This window comes from Sphingobacterium sp. UBA5639 (assembly GCF_002421245.1).
Lineage (GTDB): Bacteria > Bacteroidota > Bacteroidia > Sphingobacteriales > Sphingobacteriaceae > Sphingobacterium > Sphingobacterium multivorum.
The window spans coordinates 232074-251313 of sequence record NZ_DIJR01000025.1 but is presented as its reverse complement, the minus strand read 5'-3'; the positions used below and the strand labels follow the sequence as shown (position 1 = coordinate 251313).

At 39.7% G+C, this 19240-nt stretch carries 18 protein-coding genes; 11 read left to right on the top strand and 7 right to left on the bottom strand.

Annotation, left to right across the window (positions count from 1 at the left end):
• Positions 1-70 precede the first annotated feature (70 nt).
• From B4Z90_RS15905 to B4Z90_RS15895, 3 genes are all read right to left on the bottom strand, one after another.
• Positions 71-1849, bottom strand: coding sequence for a hypothetical protein (locus B4Z90_RS15905; RefSeq protein WP_112375485.1), 1779 nt, complete (start codon positions 1847-1849; stop codon positions 71-73).
• An 83-nt stretch (positions 1850-1932) separates the two neighbouring features.
• Positions 1933-2775: a formyltetrahydrofolate deformylase gene (gene purU, locus B4Z90_RS15900; protein WP_112375486.1), complete on the bottom strand. Its 843-nt coding sequence runs from the start codon at positions 2773-2775 to the stop codon at positions 1933-1935.
• Between the two features lie 37 nt (positions 2776-2812).
• Positions 2813-4666 (bottom strand): DNA topoisomerase IV subunit B, encoded by a 1854-nt coding sequence (locus B4Z90_RS15895; RefSeq protein WP_070563183.1) that lies wholly within the window; start codon positions 4664-4666, stop codon positions 2813-2815.
• 167 nt (positions 4667-4833) lie between these two features.
• On the opposite strand from B4Z90_RS15895, the gene B4Z90_RS15890 reads away from it, so the two are divergent.
• Both B4Z90_RS15890 and B4Z90_RS15885 read left to right on the top strand, forming a co-directional pair.
• Positions 4834-5988: an SPFH domain-containing protein gene (locus B4Z90_RS15890; protein ID WP_112375487.1), complete on the top strand. Its 1155-nt coding sequence runs from the start codon at positions 4834-4836 to the stop codon at positions 5986-5988.
• Positions 5989-6011: 23 nt separating this feature from the next.
• Positions 6012-7121: a zinc finger domain-containing protein gene (locus B4Z90_RS15885; protein ID WP_112375488.1), complete on the top strand. Its 1110-nt coding sequence runs from the start codon at positions 6012-6014 to the stop codon at positions 7119-7121.
• Positions 7122-7192: 71 nt separating this feature from the next.
• On the opposite strand, the gene B4Z90_RS15880 is transcribed toward B4Z90_RS15885, so the two are convergent.
• The 4 genes from B4Z90_RS15880 to B4Z90_RS15865 form a co-directional block, all read right to left on the bottom strand.
• A complete protein-coding gene (locus B4Z90_RS15880) occupies positions 7193-8188 on the bottom strand; it encodes a hypothetical protein (RefSeq protein WP_112375489.1) in 996 nt (331 codons plus the stop codon).
• Between the two features lie 34 nt (positions 8189-8222).
• Entirely contained in the window at positions 8223-9332 is a 1110-nt protein-coding gene (locus B4Z90_RS15875; RefSeq protein WP_112375490.1) for a hypothetical protein, read from the bottom strand.
• A 10-nt stretch (positions 9333-9342) separates the two neighbouring features.
• Positions 9343-10089: a hypothetical protein gene (locus B4Z90_RS15870; protein ID WP_112375491.1), complete on the bottom strand. Its 747-nt coding sequence runs from the start codon at positions 10087-10089 to the stop codon at positions 9343-9345.
• Positions 10090-10327: 238 nt separating this feature from the next.
• Positions 10328-10825 carry a cupin domain-containing protein gene (locus tag B4Z90_RS15865; RefSeq protein WP_046671961.1) on the bottom strand — a complete coding sequence of 166 codons (498 nt, stop codon included), beginning with the start codon at positions 10823-10825 and terminating at the stop codon, positions 10328-10330.
• A 197-nt stretch (positions 10826-11022) separates the two neighbouring features.
• Here B4Z90_RS15865 and B4Z90_RS15860 point away from each other — a divergent pair, with 197 nt between their 5' ends.
• The 9 genes from B4Z90_RS15860 (at position 11023) to atpG (ending at position 19231) form a co-directional block, all read left to right on the top strand.
• The gene (locus tag B4Z90_RS15860) at positions 11023-13248 is read left to right on the top strand and encodes a helix-turn-helix domain-containing protein (RefSeq protein WP_286802736.1); all 2226 of its coding nucleotides are present in this window, start codon (positions 11023-11025) and stop codon (positions 13246-13248) included.
• 83 nt (positions 13249-13331) lie between these two features.
• Positions 13332-13547 (top strand): AtpZ/AtpI family protein, encoded by a 216-nt coding sequence (locus tag B4Z90_RS25230; protein WP_112375493.1) that lies wholly within the window; start codon positions 13332-13334, stop codon positions 13545-13547.
• Positions 13544-13930 carry a hypothetical protein gene (locus B4Z90_RS15855; RefSeq protein ID WP_046671964.1) on the top strand — a complete coding sequence of 129 codons (387 nt, stop codon included), beginning with the start codon at positions 13544-13546 and terminating at the stop codon, positions 13928-13930. The genes B4Z90_RS25230 and B4Z90_RS15855 overlap by 4 nt, the downstream gene beginning before the upstream one ends.
• A gap of 106 nt (positions 13931-14036) precedes the next feature.
• Entirely contained in the window at positions 14037-15233 is a 1197-nt protein-coding gene (gene atpB / locus B4Z90_RS15850; RefSeq protein WP_239468755.1) for a F0F1 ATP synthase subunit A, read from the top strand.
• 34 nt (positions 15234-15267) lie between these two features.
• Complete coding sequence (gene atpE, locus B4Z90_RS15845) at positions 15268-15456, top strand: ATP synthase F0 subunit C (protein WP_021188666.1); 189 nt, start codon at positions 15268-15270, stop codon at positions 15454-15456.
• Between the two features lie 96 nt (positions 15457-15552).
• Complete coding sequence (locus B4Z90_RS15840; RefSeq protein WP_112375495.1) at positions 15553-16053, top strand: F0F1 ATP synthase subunit B; 501 nt, start codon at positions 15553-15555, stop codon at positions 16051-16053.
• 29 nt (positions 16054-16082) lie between these two features.
• The gene (atpH, locus tag B4Z90_RS15835) at positions 16083-16625 is read left to right on the top strand and encodes an ATP synthase F1 subunit delta (RefSeq protein ID WP_112375496.1); all 543 of its coding nucleotides are present in this window, start codon (positions 16083-16085) and stop codon (positions 16623-16625) included.
• 54 nt (positions 16626-16679) lie between these two features.
• Positions 16680-18254, top strand: a complete 1575-nt coding sequence (atpA, locus tag B4Z90_RS15830; protein ID WP_070563151.1) for a F0F1 ATP synthase subunit alpha — start codon at positions 16680-16682, stop codon at positions 18252-18254.
• 77 nt (positions 18255-18331) lie between these two features.
• Positions 18332-19231 carry an ATP synthase F1 subunit gamma gene (atpG, locus tag B4Z90_RS15825; RefSeq protein WP_286802734.1) on the top strand — a complete coding sequence of 300 codons (900 nt, stop codon included), beginning with the start codon at positions 18332-18334 and terminating at the stop codon, positions 19229-19231.
• Positions 19232-19240: the final 9 nt, after the last annotated feature.

The following is a 19240-nucleotide window of genomic DNA, read 5'->3' as shown; positions in this document are numbered from 1 at the left end:
AAAGATTCCTGATAATAACACGGGGCGCTTATTGAAGCGCCCCGTGTTTGTTTAAAGTTATATTAGGAGGTTACATATGGATGTCTTTTAAACGTAGTGATGCCAGTTCAAGCTGTCTGGGTATCGCTGTGCTGATATTTTGTGGAATAAGCGATAAGTGCTGGGTAAGTTCGTTGTAATAAGCTATTCCAGCTTGTAATTGTGCTTTGAATCTAGCTACATATTTTATCTTTTTATCGTTCATGATATTTTTATTGTCTGTTACATATTTTTGAATATGATCGATATACAGGTTGAGTTCGTTGATCATAACAAAAGGTCTGTTGTCATTTTCAAAAACTGATATACGGCCATAGATGTGGTCGATCATTTCCCGCAAAGAATATTGTTTTTTGAACCAGACAAGATTCGGGCCTGGGCAGATGGATACAGCGGTCTGTTCTTTGCTCTTTTGGATATTGTACTTAAGATAAGCTGGTGCTGCGAGCCCTTCACAAAGACAGGTTTTTTCTGTAATGTCGTCAAAGGATTTATCGTATTCCGCAGCGGACAGATTTTGTTTTTGTAGTTCCTGGATCTTTTGATGTTGATAGACGCGTGATGCAGTGCAGATCGGTTTATCACCAAACTCGGTGTTCGAAATAAGGTATTCTTTTTTACAAGGGCTACCGGGGCGCCCTTTTTTTATACGTTCCAACCGTAGGTACTCTGCGCCACTTTGTCTGAAATTGTTAAAGGGAATTCCCAATGGAGATGCTCCACTACAGTAGAAGTCTTCTTTCTTGGCAAGTTCCAATGCTTTCAGGGTTTCTTGATCTACTGTGGTTGCTTCGGGAACCATCAGGAATGGGGATCCCCATCCTACGGCATCGAATCCATAATAGTCTAATAAGAACTGATGTTCTGAAGCTGTTCCCACGCCTCCTTGAACTGTATATTTGATGCTGGGAGGAGTTGTTAATGAGCGCTCCTGGGAAACCCAATATGCGTGGTATATCTCGAAAAGTTCGGTTTTCAAACTTTCTTTTTTCTCTTTAAACTCTTGAAGGATTGGTCCCAGAAGAAGACCATCGGTTGCGAAAGCATGACCACCGCAGTTCAAACCGGATTCTATTCTGAATTCAGATACCCATACACCACGCTTAGCGAGATATTTTGCCTGGATGAGCGCCGATCGAAAGTCACTTACTTTCAAAACGACTTTTTTGTCAAATAGACCTTCACTATTGGGGAAGAAAGCCGGTAATTCAGCGAGGTAAGCGTATAGGTGTGGATTCATCCCTGCGGAAAGGATAAGGGAGGAATGCAAGTTGGAATTTGCAAAACCACGTAAGGCTGCTGAAGCATCAGAATAACGCTGATCCAATAGGTTACCATCCTGGTAATTCATTTTATCTACTTTGGACATAATATTAACATCGATGTCTCCCGGTTTGAGATAATTGATCAATAGATCTTGCAGCTCGGTTTTAATCGCGCGATTGGTTTCCATTTCCATCGCGTGATAAATCGGTTTTGAAGGATGTGACTCGGGTAAAAGCTGAAAATATTTGGTAAGTTCTGAATTTTCGGTAAAGGGCTGACGCTTCAAGGCCACGACTTGCTTCTTGACCACAAACTGTACGAGATTGAGATAGGCCGTAATTCTTTTTGCCCGGTAATCTTCTTCTGTTTTAGTGATCGGATGATAGACGATTTGATATTGTCCGCAGTAATAGCGGCGCATGCGCTCGATGAGTTCATCGTCAACAATAGACATTACGGTGGAGATACCATATTGTGCGACCTTAAGTGCGGAGTCGATGGAGAAAGCTAAGCCTAATACGGGGATATGAAAAGTATGCGTCATTCTTAAATATTTCTTTTACGAAATAATAGAGAATAACGCTGAAAAAAAGTAATGATTGTTTTATCTGGACATGATTGTAATCACTATTCAAATACAATTGTCTTGTAATCGTTGCGCATCACACGATCTTCACTAAGCAGACGAATTGCTCTGCTCAGAACAGCCTTTTCTATTTCTTTGCCGGCAGTTACCATATCTTTTACAGTATAGGTGTGATTGACATGTCGTATATCCTGTACGATGATGGGGCCTTCATCGAGTTGGTCGGTAACGAAATGCGCTGTGGCACCGATGATCTTAACGCCTCTTGCATGAGCCTGCTTGTACGGGTTGGCACCAATAAAAGCGGGTAGAAATGAATGGTGTATGTTGACCAGTTTATTTTCAAAGGTACTGACAAACTGAGGAGACAAGATTCGCATGAACTTCGCCAGAATGATGTAATCGAAATTATAGTTTTGGATTTGTGCGATCAGTTGTTTTTCGAATGTTTCCTTTGTTAGGTTTTCATGTGAGATGCAATGAAAAGGAATATCAAACTTTTCCGTAAAGGAGCGTAATGATTCATAATTACCAATTACGGCCTGTACTTCGGCTCCCCATGTTTCGAAGTGTTGACGTACCAGGATATCGGCAAGGCAGTGATGCTCTTTGGTCACGAGGACGACGATTTTTTTGCGGTTATTGGGATTTATCTGTATCTGAGCAGATGGGGGAAGTACTTCGGCAAGGGAATCCGAAAGCTGTTTCTGCTCAGGCACGATACCGTTACACACGACACGCACGAAGAATTTGTTGGCTTCTTCATCCACATATTCACGCATGGTGACAATATTGAGTTGATATTTTGCCAGCGTATTTGAAATGTTGGCGACCAATCCAACGGCATCTTGACATTGGATCAGAATTAAGGTTTGGTTGTGCATGAAAGGTGGTTGTAGGTTGCTAAAAAAGCGGGTTATTTTAACCCGCTTTTTTTGTTAGTTCTTCTTCAAGGTCAACTTCAACACGCAGATTTTCGACAATATGCTTTTGTCGATCTGGTGTGTTTTTGCCCATGTAATATTCTAATAACTGTTGAATTTTATTGTCTTTGGACAAGATAACCGGGTCAAGACGGATATCTTTTCCGATAAATAATCCAAATTCGGAAGGTGATATCTCACCCAAACCTTTGAATCGGGTAATTTCAGGTTTAGCGCCTAATTTTGCGATTGCTTTTTGTCGTTCTTCATCGGAATAGCAATAGATCGTTTCCTTTTTGTTGCGGACACGGAAAAGTGGTGTCTGTAAGATGGAAACGTGGCCAGCTTTGACAAGGTCTGGGAAAAACTGCAAGAAAAATGTCAATAGCAACAGGCGGATGTGCATGCCGTCGACATCGGCATCGGTAGCAATTACGATATTGTTGTAGCGTAATCCATCGAGACCGTCTTCAATATTAAGCGCATGTTGTAAGAGGTTAAATTCCTCGTTTTCATAAACAATCTTTTTGGACATACCGTAGGAGTTTAACGGTTTTCCTTTCAGACTGAAAACAGCTTGAGTCTGCACATCCCGCGATTTGGTAATAGAACCAGATGCAGAATCCCCCTCGGTGATAAACAACGTTGTTTCTTGGTTACGTTCATTTTTATCGCTGAAGTGCACTTTACAGTCACGTAGTTTACGGTTGTGCAAAGAGGCTTTCTTCGCTCTTTCGTTGGCGAGTTTTTTGATACCGGCGATATCCTTACGTTCACGTTCCGATTGAAGAATACGTTTTTGAAGAGCATCTGCCGTAGCCGGATTTTTATGTAAGTAATCATCCAATGCTTTTTTAACAAAGTCATTGATAAATCCTCTTACCGTAGGGCCTTCTGGGCCTACACTTTGAGATCCTAGCTTTGTTTTGGTCTGTGATTCAAAAACGGGTTCCTGCACTTTGATGGCGATGGCACCGATAATTGATGAACGAATATCCGATGCGTCAAATTCTTTTCTGTAAAAATCGCGGATTGTTTTGACTAGTGCTTCACGGAAGGCTGCCTGGTGTGTTCCACCCTGTGTGGTGTGCTGACCGTTGACAAAAGAATAATATTCTTCTCCATATTGCTGGCCGTGAGTCATCGCGATTTCAATATCATCCCCCCGTAAGTGGATAATTGGATAGCGCATGGACTCGGCATCAATATTTCGTTCCAGTAGATCTTTTAGTCCGTGCTCAGAAATAAACTTTTGCCCATTAAAGTTGATCGTAAGACCTGAGTTTAGAAAAACATAGTTCCAGATCATATTCTCTACAAATTCGGGACGGTATTTGTAGTTTCTGAAAATAGAATCGTCTGGATAGAATGTTACAGATGTACCATTCCGTTGCGTCGTATCTTTTTGTTCATCATTGACTAATTCCCCTTTAGAGAATTGGGCAATGCGTGTTATATTTTGACGGTATGACTGGACGGTAAACTGACTGGACAAAGCATTTACGGCTTTTGTACCGACACCATTTAAACCGACGGACTTTTGGAAAGCCTTACTATCATATTTACCACCCGTATTGATTTTAGAAACAACATCAACCACAGAACCAATTGGGATACCACGTCCATAATCGCGTACGGAAACTTTATTTTCGTTTACCGTGATATCAATAGTTTTACCGGCACCCATAACAAACTCATCAATTGAGTTGTCAACGACCTCTTTCAATAAAACATAGATACCATCATCATAGGCCGAACCGTCCCCCAACTTTCCAATGTACATTCCCGGACGGAGGCGGATATGCTCTTTCCAATCCAGGGACCTAATGCTGTCTTCGTTATATGTACTCATAAATTAATGTAGAACTTAGCTAACAAAAGTAAAAAAAATAAACTACGATAAGTAGTTTAAAAGGCTAAATTTTTTAGATATCGCTAGTTTGCGTACTGCTGGAGAAAATTGCCGGTTTGCGGGGAAATGTTTACATTTAGTGTAAGTAATTGTAAAGAGAATAATTTATGGGATTATTTGATAAAATCAGGAATGAGTTTGTCGATATTATCGAATGGGTCGATAATAGCACAGATACGATTGTGTGGAAGTTTCCACGATATCAGAATGAAATAAAAATGGGGGCACAGTTGACTGTGCGAGAAGGGCAGGCTGCGGTATTTTTGAATGAAGGCGTGGTTGCGGACGTCTTTCAGCCTGGTCGTTACGAACTGACGACCCAAAATATGCCGACCATGACAACCCTCAGAGGTTGGAAATATGGGTTCAATAGTCCATTCAAAGCCGATGTTTATTTTGTCAACCTTCGACAATTTGTCAATCAGAAATGGGGAACTAAAAATCCGATTATGTTGCGGGATCCTGAATTTGGTCCCATTCGACTTCGGGCTTTCGGTAATTTCTCTTTTCAGGTGAAGGACGTTACTGTTTTTATGAAACAGCTTGTTGCGACGACGCCTGTATTTACAGTTGAGGATATCACAGAGCAGCTTCGAAACATTGCGGTATCGCGGGGGATGGATGCTATTGCTGAGTCGAAGATACCGGCCTTGGATCTTGCATCCAACTATGATGAAGTTTCGGCCTTGATACAGCAAAAAATTGGGGTTGATTTTGATGAGTTGGGTTTGAGCTTAACGAAGTTCTTAATTGAAAATATTTCATTCCCAGAAGAAGTCGAGAAAGCCCTTGATAAGCGAAGCAGTATGGGGGTCGTTGGTAATCTGGGGGCCTATGCCCAATTCCAAGCCGCAAATTCAATGGAGAAAGCTGCTGAGAATCCCAGTAGTGGAGGGATTGTAGGTGCTGGATTTGGTGCTGGGTTGGGAGCAGGAATGGTTGGTCAAATGGGTAATGTATTTCAGCAAAACAGTTTTGATGGGAATAATCCTACTGGTACGGGATCAGCTGCTGCGGCTTCGTCTGCAGGGGCCGTTGGACCTCCTCCATTGCCCAAAGCGGTCGCTTATTACCTGGCCGTTAAAGGCAAACAGGAAGGGCCCTTTGATTCGGAACAGCTGCGCGCTCTGATAAAAGAGGGGACGATGACACTTGCTACCTTGGTCTGGAAAGAGGGACTTGAAAACTGGATTGAGGCTGAAAAGGTAGTCGAATTAAAGGATCTGTTTTCGCAGAACCCGCCACCGATACCAGGAGTTTAGGGTAAAATGCATTACCGAGTTTTATGAGTTTTGAAGAAAAAACCTCCGAAATAGAGCAGGGGTTAAAATGTCAGGGCTGTGGTGCTATTTTGACTTATCAGCCCGGTACGTCCTATTTAGCGTGTTCCTATTGTGGAACCAGGAATGAAATAGCGGATCAGCTACCGGAAGATGGGCATATTGAATCTACAGATTATAAAGTTTTTGGACAAGCAATGGAGGGGCTCGCCGATGAGCGCTATAGCTATTTGGCTGAAGTTGTGCATTGTAGTAACTGTGGGGCAAACTCGCGTTTGAATCCTCATGTTACGGCAGATTTATGTGCTTTTTGTGCTTCACCATTGGTAATTGACCATCAGCAAAAGCGTATTTTGAAGCCACATGGTCTTGTTCCCTTTTCCGTTGATTACAAAAATGCTTTTAGGCTATTGACACAATGGGCGGGTAAGATATGGTTCGCTCCGAATGACTTTAAGCGAATTTTTAATTCAAGAAATGATCGTTTAAAAGGGGTGTATGTGCCATTTTGGTCCTATGATGCAGATGTACAATCTGATTACGTAGGATCACGTGGAGAATATTATTATGTGACGCGTACAAGACGCAATTCGGATGGCGAGACGGAAGAATACGAAGAAAGACGCACAAACTGGTATCCGGCTTCAGGAAGTATCTATAGCCAATTTAAGGATATTGTTATATCGGGATCAACATCTCTTCCCGAAAAGTTTTCTGATAAAATTGGACCTTGGAATTTGGGTTACCTAAAACCTTTCAATGAGCAATATTTAAGTGGCTTTATCGCTGAAACTTTTAGCGTGGATCATGTAAAAGCGGCGGAGACTGCCCGGACTATTATGGATCGGGAAATCGAACGTCAGGTTGAGCATGACATCGGTGGTGATACACAGGATATTGATTCTATTGATAGCGATTTTAAATCCATTAAATTGAAGTACATTCTTTTACCTGTATGGTTATCTGCTTATCAGTACAAAGGAAAGAGTTATCAGATCATGGTCAATGCTTTTAACGGTAAAGTTTATGGACAACGACCTTATAGCTTTTGGAAAATTGCTTTTTTGGTATTGGCGATCATTGTTGTGTTGTATCTATTGAGTTTTATGGTATAACAAAAACGGTTATAAAAAAAGCGCTGTTCTCAATAAAAGAGAACAGCGCTTTTTTATGCTAATCGTCTTGACTATTTGTTTAGTGAAAGTAGGAATCCGATCGTGAAATTGGCATCCCAATCAAATACGAAGGTGTCGCAATTGGTTGCATCTTTAATTGCTTTATAGATGTTGACACCGCTCTTTGTTTTTACTTTATCTGCTTTGTAAGATGCTGGATCGTTCAAAACTGTAAAACGCTCTTCACCTTGGCGTGTCTGCGATGCTAATTCAAAAGGAACCCCGCCAATAATAAAACAAACCTCTCTTTTATTTGCCGGAATTTTTTCGCCTAATTTTTTTACTTCTGTATAGACCGCATCATCTTTAAGGTCTTTTTCATAATATTTCGCACCAGGTGCTTCTACCGATTTTGTGTCACCGTCGATCCAGGAGATTTTGGTGTTACCGGAGCCAATGTCAACAACAAATGAATTGTCTTCGTAAGCTTTCGGAAGAACCGATTTTAACGCTAATTTTCCTTCCTGCTCTGCTGTAACTAGGTTGACCACAAAGCCCATTTTTCTAAGTTCAGCACTGATAACTGAAGTTTTAGGTTCTTTTTGAGCTCCGGAGCTAATAACGAAATGTATGTTTTTGGATTTGACGCCTTTATCGAGCATCATGCCTATATAATCTTTTAATCCTTTACGGATGTCTTCCGTATTTGCCAATCCTTCGTAGGCAAATGACTTTCCGAAGTCTTTGGAAATGATCTCCCAGCGATTTTCTTTGTCCATATTGACGACAAAGGAATTGAAACCCGAAGCGCCGACTTCAACGACACCCTTGTATTCGCCGTCGACTGGTTTTTCGGGTTGATAGTTGAATGAACGAGTCGTTTCTGAGCCTGATGAAGGTGCGGCCGCATGACCATTATTGCTTGTTGAATCTGTTGTTTGGACTGTCGAATTAGCATCAAATTTGCCTGATTGAATGGCCCAATAACCGATTGCGAGAATAGGTAAGGCGATGATAATTGCTTTGATTGGCCATCTTAATCTTGCCCATGTTGATTTTTCTTCCATAATGTTCGTATAGTAAGTTTGATTTTAGTTAATATTAATCGAGTAATGTAAATCCTTTATCTACTTTTTCTTCGGGTTTGAGTTCATAGCTGGCATCGGCCATTTGCGTTACGTTTAATACATTTAGATTACGTTCGTCAACTTTTCGGATAAACTCTTCCAGTTCACCTTGAGTAGGCGTACCACCCACTGTGATATTGTTGTTTTGATCCAAGAAATCAAGATTGGATCGGATAGAGGCAATATTTTGACTGATGGCACCTGTTGCTGCATTCATGGCCTCTTGAAATGCCCAGCCATCTTTAATATTGAACACATCGGCTAGGCCATCGGTGGCATTTTTCATCTTTTGCGTTGCTTCCAGCTTCTTGGAAATAATGGAAATGCTGCTATCCAAGGTGCTGACATAGATACGTGCTGCGCTTTCATTATCTTTTAGGACTTCCAATACTTTTGCAAATTGATTGGCATATTGTACATAACTGCGCGCATTTTGCTCTTCAGATTCACCTTCTTTTCCCAATAGAAATGCTTTGGTGCGTGTTTCTTTGGCATCTCTTGCATAAGCATTGGCCTTCTCTGCATTATTTTTGCTCGTTTCCTCCTTTGATTTCTCGTCGAGATTAGCCGCTTCTGCGGTGAAACGTTTCGCATAGGTGTACTTCTCTTCGGCTGTTTTTTGAGCAGTTTCACCGCTTTGAATCATGTCGATGCGGACACCGTCTACATTGCTGATTTTTTCCTTCACACGTTTCAGGGTGTCTTTTGCATCTCTTGATAACAGTTGTAAGGTTTCTATGGGGTTATTTCTAATGATGGATTTTTCACCTTTAAAAAGTAGGACGGTTCCCAATCTGTGCAATAGCGCAATGATCTTTGGCGCTAGCAATAATAAGGTAATTAGGATTATACTGAATAGCACAAAAAGTATACTTTTTCCGGCATATTCCAGCATAATCGGTAAGTATTTGAAAAAAGCAAAGGCTCCGCCAAGTAAAAGCGCCCAAAAGAAGATCGACGAAGCTGTCTTCTTCGCTTCTGGTGATTTTAATTGTGCAGGCAAATGATCGCCCAGTACTTGAAATATCGGAAGTTGCGTTTTTATCTCAGCGGGAATATTAACATACTGATCTTTTCTTTCCATTGATTTGTTTTTATGTTATTGATTGATTAATCATACGCAATGCAGTGTTGATTTCGGTGACCACTTCATCAACGGCCGCGTTGCCGATGTTTATTTTTTGTTCGATATCTTTAATCCTTGGTTCGTACTTTTCATTAATTTGTGCCAAAGCGAGTTGTTTTTTCTGTAGATCATCTTGCAATTTGGCGATATTCTCCGTTATTGTTTTGATTTCAGTGTTCAGATTTGCAATCTCCATGGTTCGGTCCTGTTCAGTCTTTTTCTTTTCAGCCTGTTTTTGTTCCGATTCTTTGGCAATGGTTTCTTTCAATTTATTAGCATAATTTGTGCCAGTTGCTACCAGTTTATCCTTGGTTAACGAACTGTCTACAAATTTCAATGAAGTATAGGCCGCTTTTAATGTGTTTTCCTCTACTTTTCCCATTGCGGCAGCAGCGTTCCATACTTCGAAAAAATCGACACCCTGCTCGTTGAGTTTTTCAAGAATGGCATAGACCTTTAATTTCATTTCTTTGAGGTCGGTTGTTCCGTCATTGGCTGTTAGGGGGATTGGGGGAGGTGTTTTTCCAGTTGGAGCCTGGGCCGTGGGCGATGTATATGCCGGTGGTACATGGGGTCTTTCTGGAGCAGCGTTAGTAGCTGGTGCTGGAGGGGCTTGTGCCGGTGGCGTTTGCTGCGGCTGATCGTCCTCAAAAATTAATTTCTTTAGACTGTTTAATATACTGGATCCTCTTTTAGTATCGTCGTTACTCATCATATCATAGTTGATTATATCTGTACTAAAATAATAAAAATTAATATTCTCTTCTAATGAATTGCGCTATGGAATACCTGAAATGGATACAGGAGGTATAGGAGCTTGGATAGAAGCGATGAAATGGACCTGTAGGGCGAGTGAATCAGCTGCTATCGCATTTTATGTTAGGGATAAAAACAAAGATTCCCAATTGTTGATTGGGAATCTTTGTTTTGGTGGTCATGGTCCTGTGGGACTACTATCTGCCAAAATCATCTTGTACGCGAACAATATCGTCTTCATCAGAAGGGTTGTTGGCATCGGTGTGTTGCCAGATCTCGGCTAGAATACCGAAGCCATCCAATCCAATTAAACGGTGACGCTGTCCTTGGCGTAATCTAATTGTTTCGCCTTCTTTCAAGGTTGAAACAACCGATTCTTCATCGGTGTCAGAAACCATAACACCTACGTTACCTTGGATAACACGCCATATTTCGGCACGACGGTGGTGATATTGCCATGAAAGTCTTTTTTCTGGTGCAACAATTAAAATTTTTGGACTTAATTTTCCTGAGATTCTTAATTCTTGTACATCCATTCCGCCGAAGTACTCATCGGCAAATTCTTGCGCTTGGGATTCGTCGATTACGAAAAATCCTCCCCAAGGGCGTGCAGCATCTGATTTATCAATACGAAAACCTTTGGATGTCAGCATTTCCTGTACTTTTTCAAACAATGCGATTTTATCTATAGCCATATTAAAAATTCTAAAAATTTGTTATTCGTTAATTCAGTTGCTAAATATAAAAAAAATCCATTTAATATTTTAAATTAACCGTTTTAGCTTAATCTAAATCCTTTATAATGGAGCTGCGTTAGATACCCTAAGCTATACTATATCGCGTAAAGTTAAAAATGAAATTGCTAATTTTGTGATCAATCTAATTTCAGGATATGTCAAACTTTCAAGTCGATCGGGAAAATACTGCATTTATGCAGGCTGTTGCTTTTGTTAACCAAACGAACCAGAATGTATTTATTACAGGAAAGGCGGGTACCGGAAAAACGACTTTCTTGAAGTATATCCGTGAGCATAGCTACAAAAAGATGGCTATTACTGCACCTACAGGTGTTGCGGCGATGAATGCGGGCGGAACAACTTTACATTCTTTATTTTGGCTTCCTTTTGGGACTTTTATTGAAGATTATGAGTTACGTTGGGACGAACAGGATAGTCATATCTACAATAAATCACGTTTATTCAGCACGATTAAATTGACCAAGCAGCGTCGGGCCATCTTGCAGGAGCTAGAGCTTTTGGTGATTGATGAGGTTTCGATGGTCCGTGCAGATACATTAGATGCGATTAATTTAATTCTGCAATCTGTTCGTCGCGATATGCGGCCTTTTGGTGGATTACAAGTGCTGTTTATCGGAGATTTGTACCAGTTGCCGCCAGTTGTGAAAGATGCCGAATGGAATGTTTTGCGGGATCATTATTCTTCTGTTTTCTTCTTTAATGCTAAAATTTTGAGGGATAATCCGCTGGTGATGTTAGAGCTCAATAAAATCTATCGTCAACAAGATGAAGGTTTTATTTCAATTTTGAATGCCATACGAAACAATCAGTGTACAAGTGACATGCTCACGACCTTAAATGGTTATTATCAACAGGACTTTGTTCCAAATGAAGAGGAACAGTATATTACATTGACCTCCCATAATCGAAATGCGGATGAAATAAATGGAGCCAAGCTGGCATCATTATCGGGTAAAATGTTAAATCTTAAAGCAGTTGTAAAGGACGATTTTGCGCAGGGCTCCTATCCTGCTGAAGAAACGTTGTCCTTAAAGATAGGGGCTCAGGTGATGTTTATTCGAAACGATTCCGGTGATGAACGTAAATATTACAATGGAAAGATCGGTACGGTAAAGGACATCGATACGGTGCAGGGCACGGTAACGGTTACATTTCCTGATGGGTCGGAATCTGTAACGGTAAAAAGGGAGACCTGGGAGAATATTCGGTATAATTACGATAAGGGGCAAGATCAGATTAAAGAGGAGATATTGGGTACATTTTCGCAATTTCCACTTCGATTGGCTTGGGCTATCACTATTCATAAAAGTCAGGGTTTAACTTTTCAAAAAGCGATCATTGACGCAGGGACCTCGTTTGCCGCGGGACAGGTGTACGTTGCATTGAGCCGTTTAACGAGTTTAGATGGACTTGTATTAAAATCCATTATCCCTTCTTATGCCATCCGTACCGATTACCAAGTGGTCGAATTTGCACAGCGTGCTCAGGGGCAGGCTGACGTCAATGAGATTTTGGAGCAATGCCAACGGAATTATCTTGGCCAGATTTTAATGCACGGTTTCCGTTGGGACGGACTATTGGCCGAGACTTCGGAGCTGCTGAAATCACTTGAAGAGCGTAATATTGATGGAAAGGAACAAGCCGTATTATTTTTCCAACAATTGGTCAAGCACCTTCAGACCCAAGAGAAAGTTGCACATAAATTTATTGTTGTACTGTATGATTTGTTGCGGGATAAAAACGCAATCGATTATGATGTCATCTGTGAACGTTCTACTGCTGCGGTCAATTGGTTTTTACCGAAAATGGATGTAGATCTGATTGAGGCTTTAACCAAACATATTGAGGAGTACCAGATACGAAAACGTACGAAGAAATATATTGATGAGTTAAAAGCATTATTGCTTGATTACAAGCGAAAACGCGAGCAGTTGCAACATTGTCTACTTATTGCTGATACGCTTTCAAAACGGGAAGATTTTCAAACAGCGATGCTCGATGTTGCTGCTAGTGTGAAGACCAAAGAAAAAGATGAATTGGCTGCGCAAAGTGCAGATGAAGAAGGGCCGAAGAAGTTGGATACAAAGGAGATTTCCTTAGAAATGTTTAAAGATGGTATGAGCATTGCTGATATAGCGGTTAAGCGCGGGATGGTCGCAGGTACGATATATGGACATTTAATTAATTTTGTTGGTACGGAAGTGGAAGCAACAGAGTTGATCGAGCAGGAGAAGTTGGATCGTATTCTTGGTGTTATTCGTGCAAATCCGGATAAATCCTCTTCGGAACTTAAGATGCTTTTGGGCGTGGATATTGATTATCCGGATATTAAAATTGGACAAAAAGTTTTGGGATTGTAGGCAATAAAAATTTATAGCGTATATTTGTAACAAATTGTGTGATATAGTTTGTTGAAAGCCCATTGATAACCTTAAGATTGCTTATGGAAGACAAGAAAGATCCTAACAAGTGGCTTGTGCTGACGACTATTTCAACCCAGATGGTTTTTACCATTTATGTATTTTATTTATTAGGGGATTGGCTGGACGGTAAGTTTCATGCGGAGAACCAACTATGGATGAAGATCTGTACCCTTGGCGGGATTGGATTTTCTCTATATCAAGTCATTAGACAAGTGAATCGATTAAACGATAGATGATAGTATATATAAAGCAGACCCTTATTTTATTTTTTGTTGCGGTTTTGATTTTTGCCGTTCATTTCTTTTTATTAAAATCTTTTGATGGTATTCATTCCTTGGAAGATCTACATTTTCCATTGTATGAAATTTATATTTTTCAACTGATATTATCCGTGATCATCATGGTGGGGATAAGTTACTGTTCGCAGAAATTTCCGCAGTATGTTGGTTTTGTTTTCTTGGGATTATTGACTTTAAAGTTTGTCCTAAATTATGTATACATCCATAATGGGTTGGCAAAACCGCAGGCTGATATTTTAAAATATAACTATTTGATCGTTGTCGTTTTATTCCTTTTTTACGATGTTATATTTGCTTACAAGGCTTTAAACAAATCCTAAGGGAGAAAAACGATAGTTTTTTCAAAAAAATGTAATATTAAAGTAGCTTTTGTGCTTTATATATAGTATTTTCGCAAAAAATTTTAAATAACATAATAGTAGTATCGTGAGTCTTAAAAGAACACTTCAATTTTTAGCAGTTATTCTGTTTGCAGTTGCGCCATTTTTAACAAAGGCGAATGAGAATGCACACGGAGAAAAATCGCAGGCTGAGGAAATCAATAGCCATATTGAGCATCACTTACAAGATGATTATTATTTTAGCTTCTTTTCGGATGAAGAGACAGGTAAACATTATGGCTTTTCATTGCCCGTTATTTTGATCGATAATGGCTTGAAAGTTTTTATGGCTTCGGCATTCGATCACGGTAATAAAGTTGCTGAGGTTGACGGTCAGTATTATGCATTGTACCACGGAAAAATTTATAAGACTGATGCTGCCGGTAATTTGGCTGGTCATGAGTATCGTAAAAATGCTGATGGTAGTTATGTTATGACTATAAATGAAGATGGAAAAGAAGAGAAAAAGGAATTTGAAACTTCTTATGTGATTGGTTCTCATGAAATTCATGATGCTGTTGATTTTCATCCATCTGTAGCGATGCCTTTAGATTTCTCGATCACTAAAAATGTTGTCGGTTTGTTTTTGGCTGCATTTTTAATGTTTTGGGCATTTATTAGTTTGGCTAAAACGTATAAAAAAGGTGCTAACAATTTGCCAAAAGGTGTTGGACGTGTATTGGAGCCTTTGGTTATCTATGTACGTGATGAGATGGCTATTCCAAACATTGGTCATCGTTACAAGGAATTCATGCCTTATTTATTGTCTGTATTCTTTTTGATCTGGATTTTGAATTTGGTTGGTTTGACACCACTAGGGTTTAACGTTACAGGAAACATCACAGTCACTTTATGTTTGGCTCTTTTTACATTCTTAATTGTCAATATCAAAGCAAACGCAAACTACTGGAAGCATATTTTTTGGATGCCAGGTGTTCCGGTTCCATTTAAATTTGTTTTAGCACCAATTGAAGTATTGGGATTGTTTACAAAACCATTTTCGTTGATGGTACGTTTGTTTGCAAATATTACAGCTGGTCACACTGTCGTAATGGGACTGATTGCAATTGTTTATTTATTGCAACACCAATTGACTGTAGTGGGTAGTATCGGTGTTTCCATGTTCTTGACAATCTTCTTGATGGTTATCGAATTATTGGTAGCATTCTTACAAGCATTTATTTTTACGATGTTGTCATCCTTATTTATCGGTATGGCTGTTGAAGAACATCACGATCATTAATTAGTAAATTTTTTAATTATTCAAATCATACATTATGTACAATTTAATTGGAGCCGGTTTAATCGTTATCGGTGCAGGTTTAGGCTTAGGTAAAATTGGTGGTTCTGCAATGGAAGCTATCGCTCGTCAACCAGAAGCAGCATCTAAAATCCAAACTGCAATGATTATCATTGGTGCCTTACTTGAAGGTTTAGCATTCGGTGCTTTATTATTAGGTAAATAGTCACAACGGTTTTATAATATAACCTGCAACGGTTGGTTGCAGGTTATATTATTCCTGAATCTTAAAAAATAAGAATTATCATTATATAGTATAACAATGGATAAATTAATACATTCGTTTTCGTACGGTTTGTTTTTTTGGATGGTCATCGTCCTTGTGGTTATTATCTTTTTATTAGGTAAATTCGCTTGGAAACCAATTGTTGATGCCCTAGACGAACGTGAAAAAGGTATTGCAGGTGCTTTAGAGGCTGCTGAAAAAGCGAAATTAGAAATGGCTCGTTTAACAAATGAGAACGAACAATTACTAAAAGAAGCTCGCGCAGAACGCGATGTTATCCTTAAGGAAGCAAAAGAACTTAAAGATAAGATTGTAGCTGAGGCAAAAACGCAGGCACAGGCTGAAGGTGCAAAATTGATTGCACAAGCAAAAATCGAGATCAACGAACAAAAGAACAAAGCTTTGGCTGAGGTTAAGTCTCAGGTTTCTTCTTTGTCTTTGGATATTGCTCGTAAAGTGTTAAACAAAGAATTTGAGGACCAAGGAAAGCAAGAAGCTCTAGTAGCAGATTTGCTTAATGACGTTAAATTGAACTAATCCGGTCACTCAAATTACGAAATAGAATTATGTCAGTATTTAAAGTAGCATCAAGATACGCTAAGTCATTAATTGACTTGGCTAGCGAGCAAGGCTCACTGGAGACAGTCAAGGCGGATATGGATTCATTCATTGCTGTTTTAAAATCCAGTACAGAATTGCAAGCTGTTTTTGCCAATCCTATTGTTCCTTTGGACAAGAAGAAAAACATATTGGATGCGCTATTTAAAGATAAGATCAATCCCAATATCGTGGCATTCTTTAAGATCATGATCAACAAAGGTCGTGGCGAGATTGTGTATGCCACTGCTCAAGAATTTATTCGTGAGTATAACGAGGTAAAAGGAATTGTGAAAGCTACAGTTACATCTGCAGCGCCACTTTCTGAAGCTAATTTGGCAGCGATGAAAGATGTACTTGCGAAGGAAACCAACGCTCAAGTGATATTGATCAATAAAGTTGATCATAGTTTGATCGGTGGATTTGTAGTCAATATCGGCGATCGCCAAATTGATGCAAGTATTGCTGGTAAGTTGAATAAATTGGAAAGATATTTGAATCAGAATAATTAATTTGTTCTGATACTTGAAGTAAAATAAATCAAAAAACCCCTTATAATAATTAAAATGATAGAGGTAAGACCAGATGAAGTTTCGGCAATTCTAAGAGAGCAATTGTCGGGCTTTAAATCAGAAGCCGAACTAGAGGAAGTGGGTACCGTACTTGCTGTAGGTGACGGTATTGCTCGTATTTACGGCTTAACTAAAGTTCAGTCCGGTGAGTTGGTTGAATTTGATAACGGATTACAAGGTATTGTATTAAACTTAGAAGAAGACAACGTTGGTGTTGTACTTTTAGGTCCTTCGGATGAGATCAAAGAAGGAGATACTATTAAACGTACCAACCGTATTGCATCCATCAAAGTTGGTGAAGGCTTGTTGGGACGTGTTGTAAATACTTTAGGTCAACCAATCGATGGTAAAGGACCTATTCAAGGTGATTTGTATGAAATGCCTATCGAGCGTAAAGCTCCGGGTGTTATCTACCGTCAACCGGTAACTGAACCATTACAAACAGGTATTAAAGCGATCGATGCAATGATTCCAGTAGGTCGTGGTCAACGTGAGTTGGTTATTGGTGACCGTCAGACAGGTAAAACAGCTGTTTGTATCGATACAATCTTGAACCAAAAAGAATTCTATGATGCAGGAGAACCTGTATTTTGTATCTACGTTGCCGTAGGTCAAAAGAATTCTACAGTTGCGAATATCGTGCGTACATTGGAGGAGAGAGGCGCTATGGCTTATACAGTAGTTGTGGCTGCATCTGCTGCTGATCCAGCTCCACTTCAGTTTTATGCACCAATGTCAGGTGCTGCTATCGGTGAGTTTTTCCGTGATACAGGTCGTCCAGCATTGATCGTTTATGATGATTTGTCTAAGCAAGCAGTAGCTTACCGTGAGGTTTCTTTATTGTTACGTCGTCCACCGGGCCGCGAAGCATACCCAGGTGACGTATTTTATCTACACAGCCGTTTGTTGGAGCGTGCAGCGAAAATCAACTCTTCAGATGATATCGCGCGCAACATGAATGATCTACCTGAATCGATCAAACACTTGGTGAAAGGCGGTGGCTCATTAACTGCCCTTCCGATCATTGAAACCCAAGCTGGTGACGTTTCTGCATATATCCCAACCAACGTAATTTCAATTACAGACGGTCAGATTTTCTTGGAGTCTAACTTGTTTAACGCAGGTATTCGTCCAGCGATCAACGTAGGTATCTCTGTATCTCGTGTAGGTGGTAATGCGCAGATCAAACCGATGAAAAAGGTATCTGGTACATTAAAGTTAGATCAAGCTCAGTACCGTGAATTGGAAGCTTTTGCGAAATTCGGTTCTGATCTAGATGCTGCTACTAAATCTGTCTTAGATAAAGGTGTTCGTAACGTTGAGATCTTGAAACAAGGTCAATATTCTCCAGTTTCTGTAGAGAAACAAGTTGCGATTATTTATATCGGAACTAAAGGTTTATTGCGTAATGTTCCTGTAAATAAAGTGAGAGAATTTGAAGAAGAATTCTTGACTCAATTGGAACAACGTCATCCAGAAGTATTGTCAGCTTTCAAAGCTAATAAGTTCTCCGATGAATTAACTGCAGTGTTAGAAACAGTAGCTAAGGATTTAGCATCAAAATATTAATAGTAATGAGTATTTGGTATTGAGTCTATTGACTAGGCTCGATACTCAATACTAGGTACTTAATACTTAAAACAAATATGGCAAATTTAAAAGAAGTAAGAAACCGGATTACCTCGGTATCATCAACACAGCAGATCACGAAAGCTATGAAAATGGTTTCGGCTGCTAAATTGAAGCGCGCTACTAACGCTATCTTACAATTGCGCCCATATGCGAATAAACTAAGAGATATTTTGGCGGATGTTTCTGCGAGTGTTGAGGGAAGTAACTCTCCTTTTACAGTGGATCGCGAGCCAAATAAGGTATTAATCGTTGTTGTTTCTTCTAATAGAGGTTTGGCTGGAGCATTCAACGCAAATGTTATCAAAACGACTAATAACTTGATCTTTAACAAATATGCTGAGCAACATGCTAAGGGCAATTTGAGTATCATTGGTATTGGTAAAAAGGGTTATGACTTCTACTCGAAACGTAACTTCAATGTGGTAGCTAATCACTCTGATTTGTTTTCTGATTTAAATTTTGGTTCTGTATCTGTGGTGACTGAATTTATCATGGAGCAATTCAAAGAAGGTAATTTTGATCGTGTTGAAGTGGTTTATAATCAGTTCAAAAATGCTGCAGTTCAAGAGTTGACTGCAGAACAGATTTTACCATTATTACCTGCGGAGGAAAACAAACAACATACGCATAAAGCAAAAATAGAAGCTGAGGTGGATTATATCATCGAGCCTTCCAAAGAGAAGATTATCGAGGAATTGATTCCTAAAGCAATCAAGATTCAATTATACAAAGCTGTTTTAGACTCGAATGCTTCTGAGCATGGAGCACGTATGACGGCAATGGATAAAGCTACAGAGAATGCCGGTTACTTAATCAAATCACTGAAGCTATCTTACAACCAGGCACGTCAAGCTGCAATTACAACAGAATTGACGGAGATCGTATCTGGTGCAGCGGCATTATCAAACGGATAATCCTTTATT

What these genes read in the sequence shown, in the direction of transcription:
- atpE (WP_021188666.1), top strand. Translation starts at nt 15,268, where the DNA reads ATGTACAATTTAATTGGAGCCGGTTTAATCGTTATCGGTGCAGGTTTA.
- B4Z90_RS15865 (WP_046671961.1), bottom strand. Translation starts at nt 10,825, where the DNA reads ATGGCTATAGATAAAATCGCATTGTTTGAAAAAGTACAGGAAATGCTG.
- B4Z90_RS15870 (WP_112375491.1), bottom strand. Translation starts at nt 10,089, where the DNA reads ATGATGAGTAACGACGATACTAAAAGAGGATCCAGTATATTAAACAGT.
- B4Z90_RS15895 (WP_070563183.1), bottom strand. Translation starts at nt 4,666, where the DNA reads ATGAGTACATATAACGAAGACAGCATTAGGTCCCTGGATTGGAAAGAG.
- B4Z90_RS15875 (WP_112375490.1), bottom strand. Translation starts at nt 9,332, where the DNA reads ATGGAAAGAAAAGATCAGTATGTTAATATTCCCGCTGAGATAAAAACG.
- B4Z90_RS15860 (WP_286802736.1), top strand. Translation starts at nt 11,023, where the DNA reads ATGTCAAACTTTCAAGTCGATCGGGAAAATACTGCATTTATGCAGGCT.
- atpG (WP_286802734.1), top strand. Translation starts at nt 18,332, where the DNA reads ATGGCAAATTTAAAAGAAGTAAGAAACCGGATTACCTCGGTATCATCA.
- B4Z90_RS25230 (WP_112375493.1), top strand. Translation starts at nt 13,332, where the DNA reads ATGGAAGACAAGAAAGATCCTAACAAGTGGCTTGTGCTGACGACTATT.
- B4Z90_RS15890 (WP_112375487.1), top strand. Translation starts at nt 4,834, where the DNA reads ATGGGATTATTTGATAAAATCAGGAATGAGTTTGTCGATATTATCGAA.
- B4Z90_RS15905 (WP_112375485.1), bottom strand. Translation starts at nt 1,849, where the DNA reads ATGACGCATACTTTTCATATCCCCGTATTAGGCTTAGCTTTCTCCATC.
- B4Z90_RS15880 (WP_112375489.1), bottom strand. Translation starts at nt 8,188, where the DNA reads ATGGAAGAAAAATCAACATGGGCAAGATTAAGATGGCCAATCAAAGCA.
- purU (WP_112375486.1), bottom strand. Translation starts at nt 2,775, where the DNA reads ATGCACAACCAAACCTTAATTCTGATCCAATGTCAAGATGCCGTTGGA.
- atpH (WP_112375496.1), top strand. Translation starts at nt 16,083, where the DNA reads ATGTCAGTATTTAAAGTAGCATCAAGATACGCTAAGTCATTAATTGAC.
- B4Z90_RS15885 (WP_112375488.1), top strand. Translation starts at nt 6,012, where the DNA reads ATGAGTTTTGAAGAAAAAACCTCCGAAATAGAGCAGGGGTTAAAATGT.
- B4Z90_RS15840 (WP_112375495.1), top strand. Translation starts at nt 15,553, where the DNA reads ATGGATAAATTAATACATTCGTTTTCGTACGGTTTGTTTTTTTGGATG.
- atpA (WP_070563151.1), top strand. Translation starts at nt 16,680, where the DNA reads ATGATAGAGGTAAGACCAGATGAAGTTTCGGCAATTCTAAGAGAGCAA.
- B4Z90_RS15855 (WP_046671964.1), top strand. Translation starts at nt 13,544, where the DNA reads ATGATAGTATATATAAAGCAGACCCTTATTTTATTTTTTGTTGCGGTT.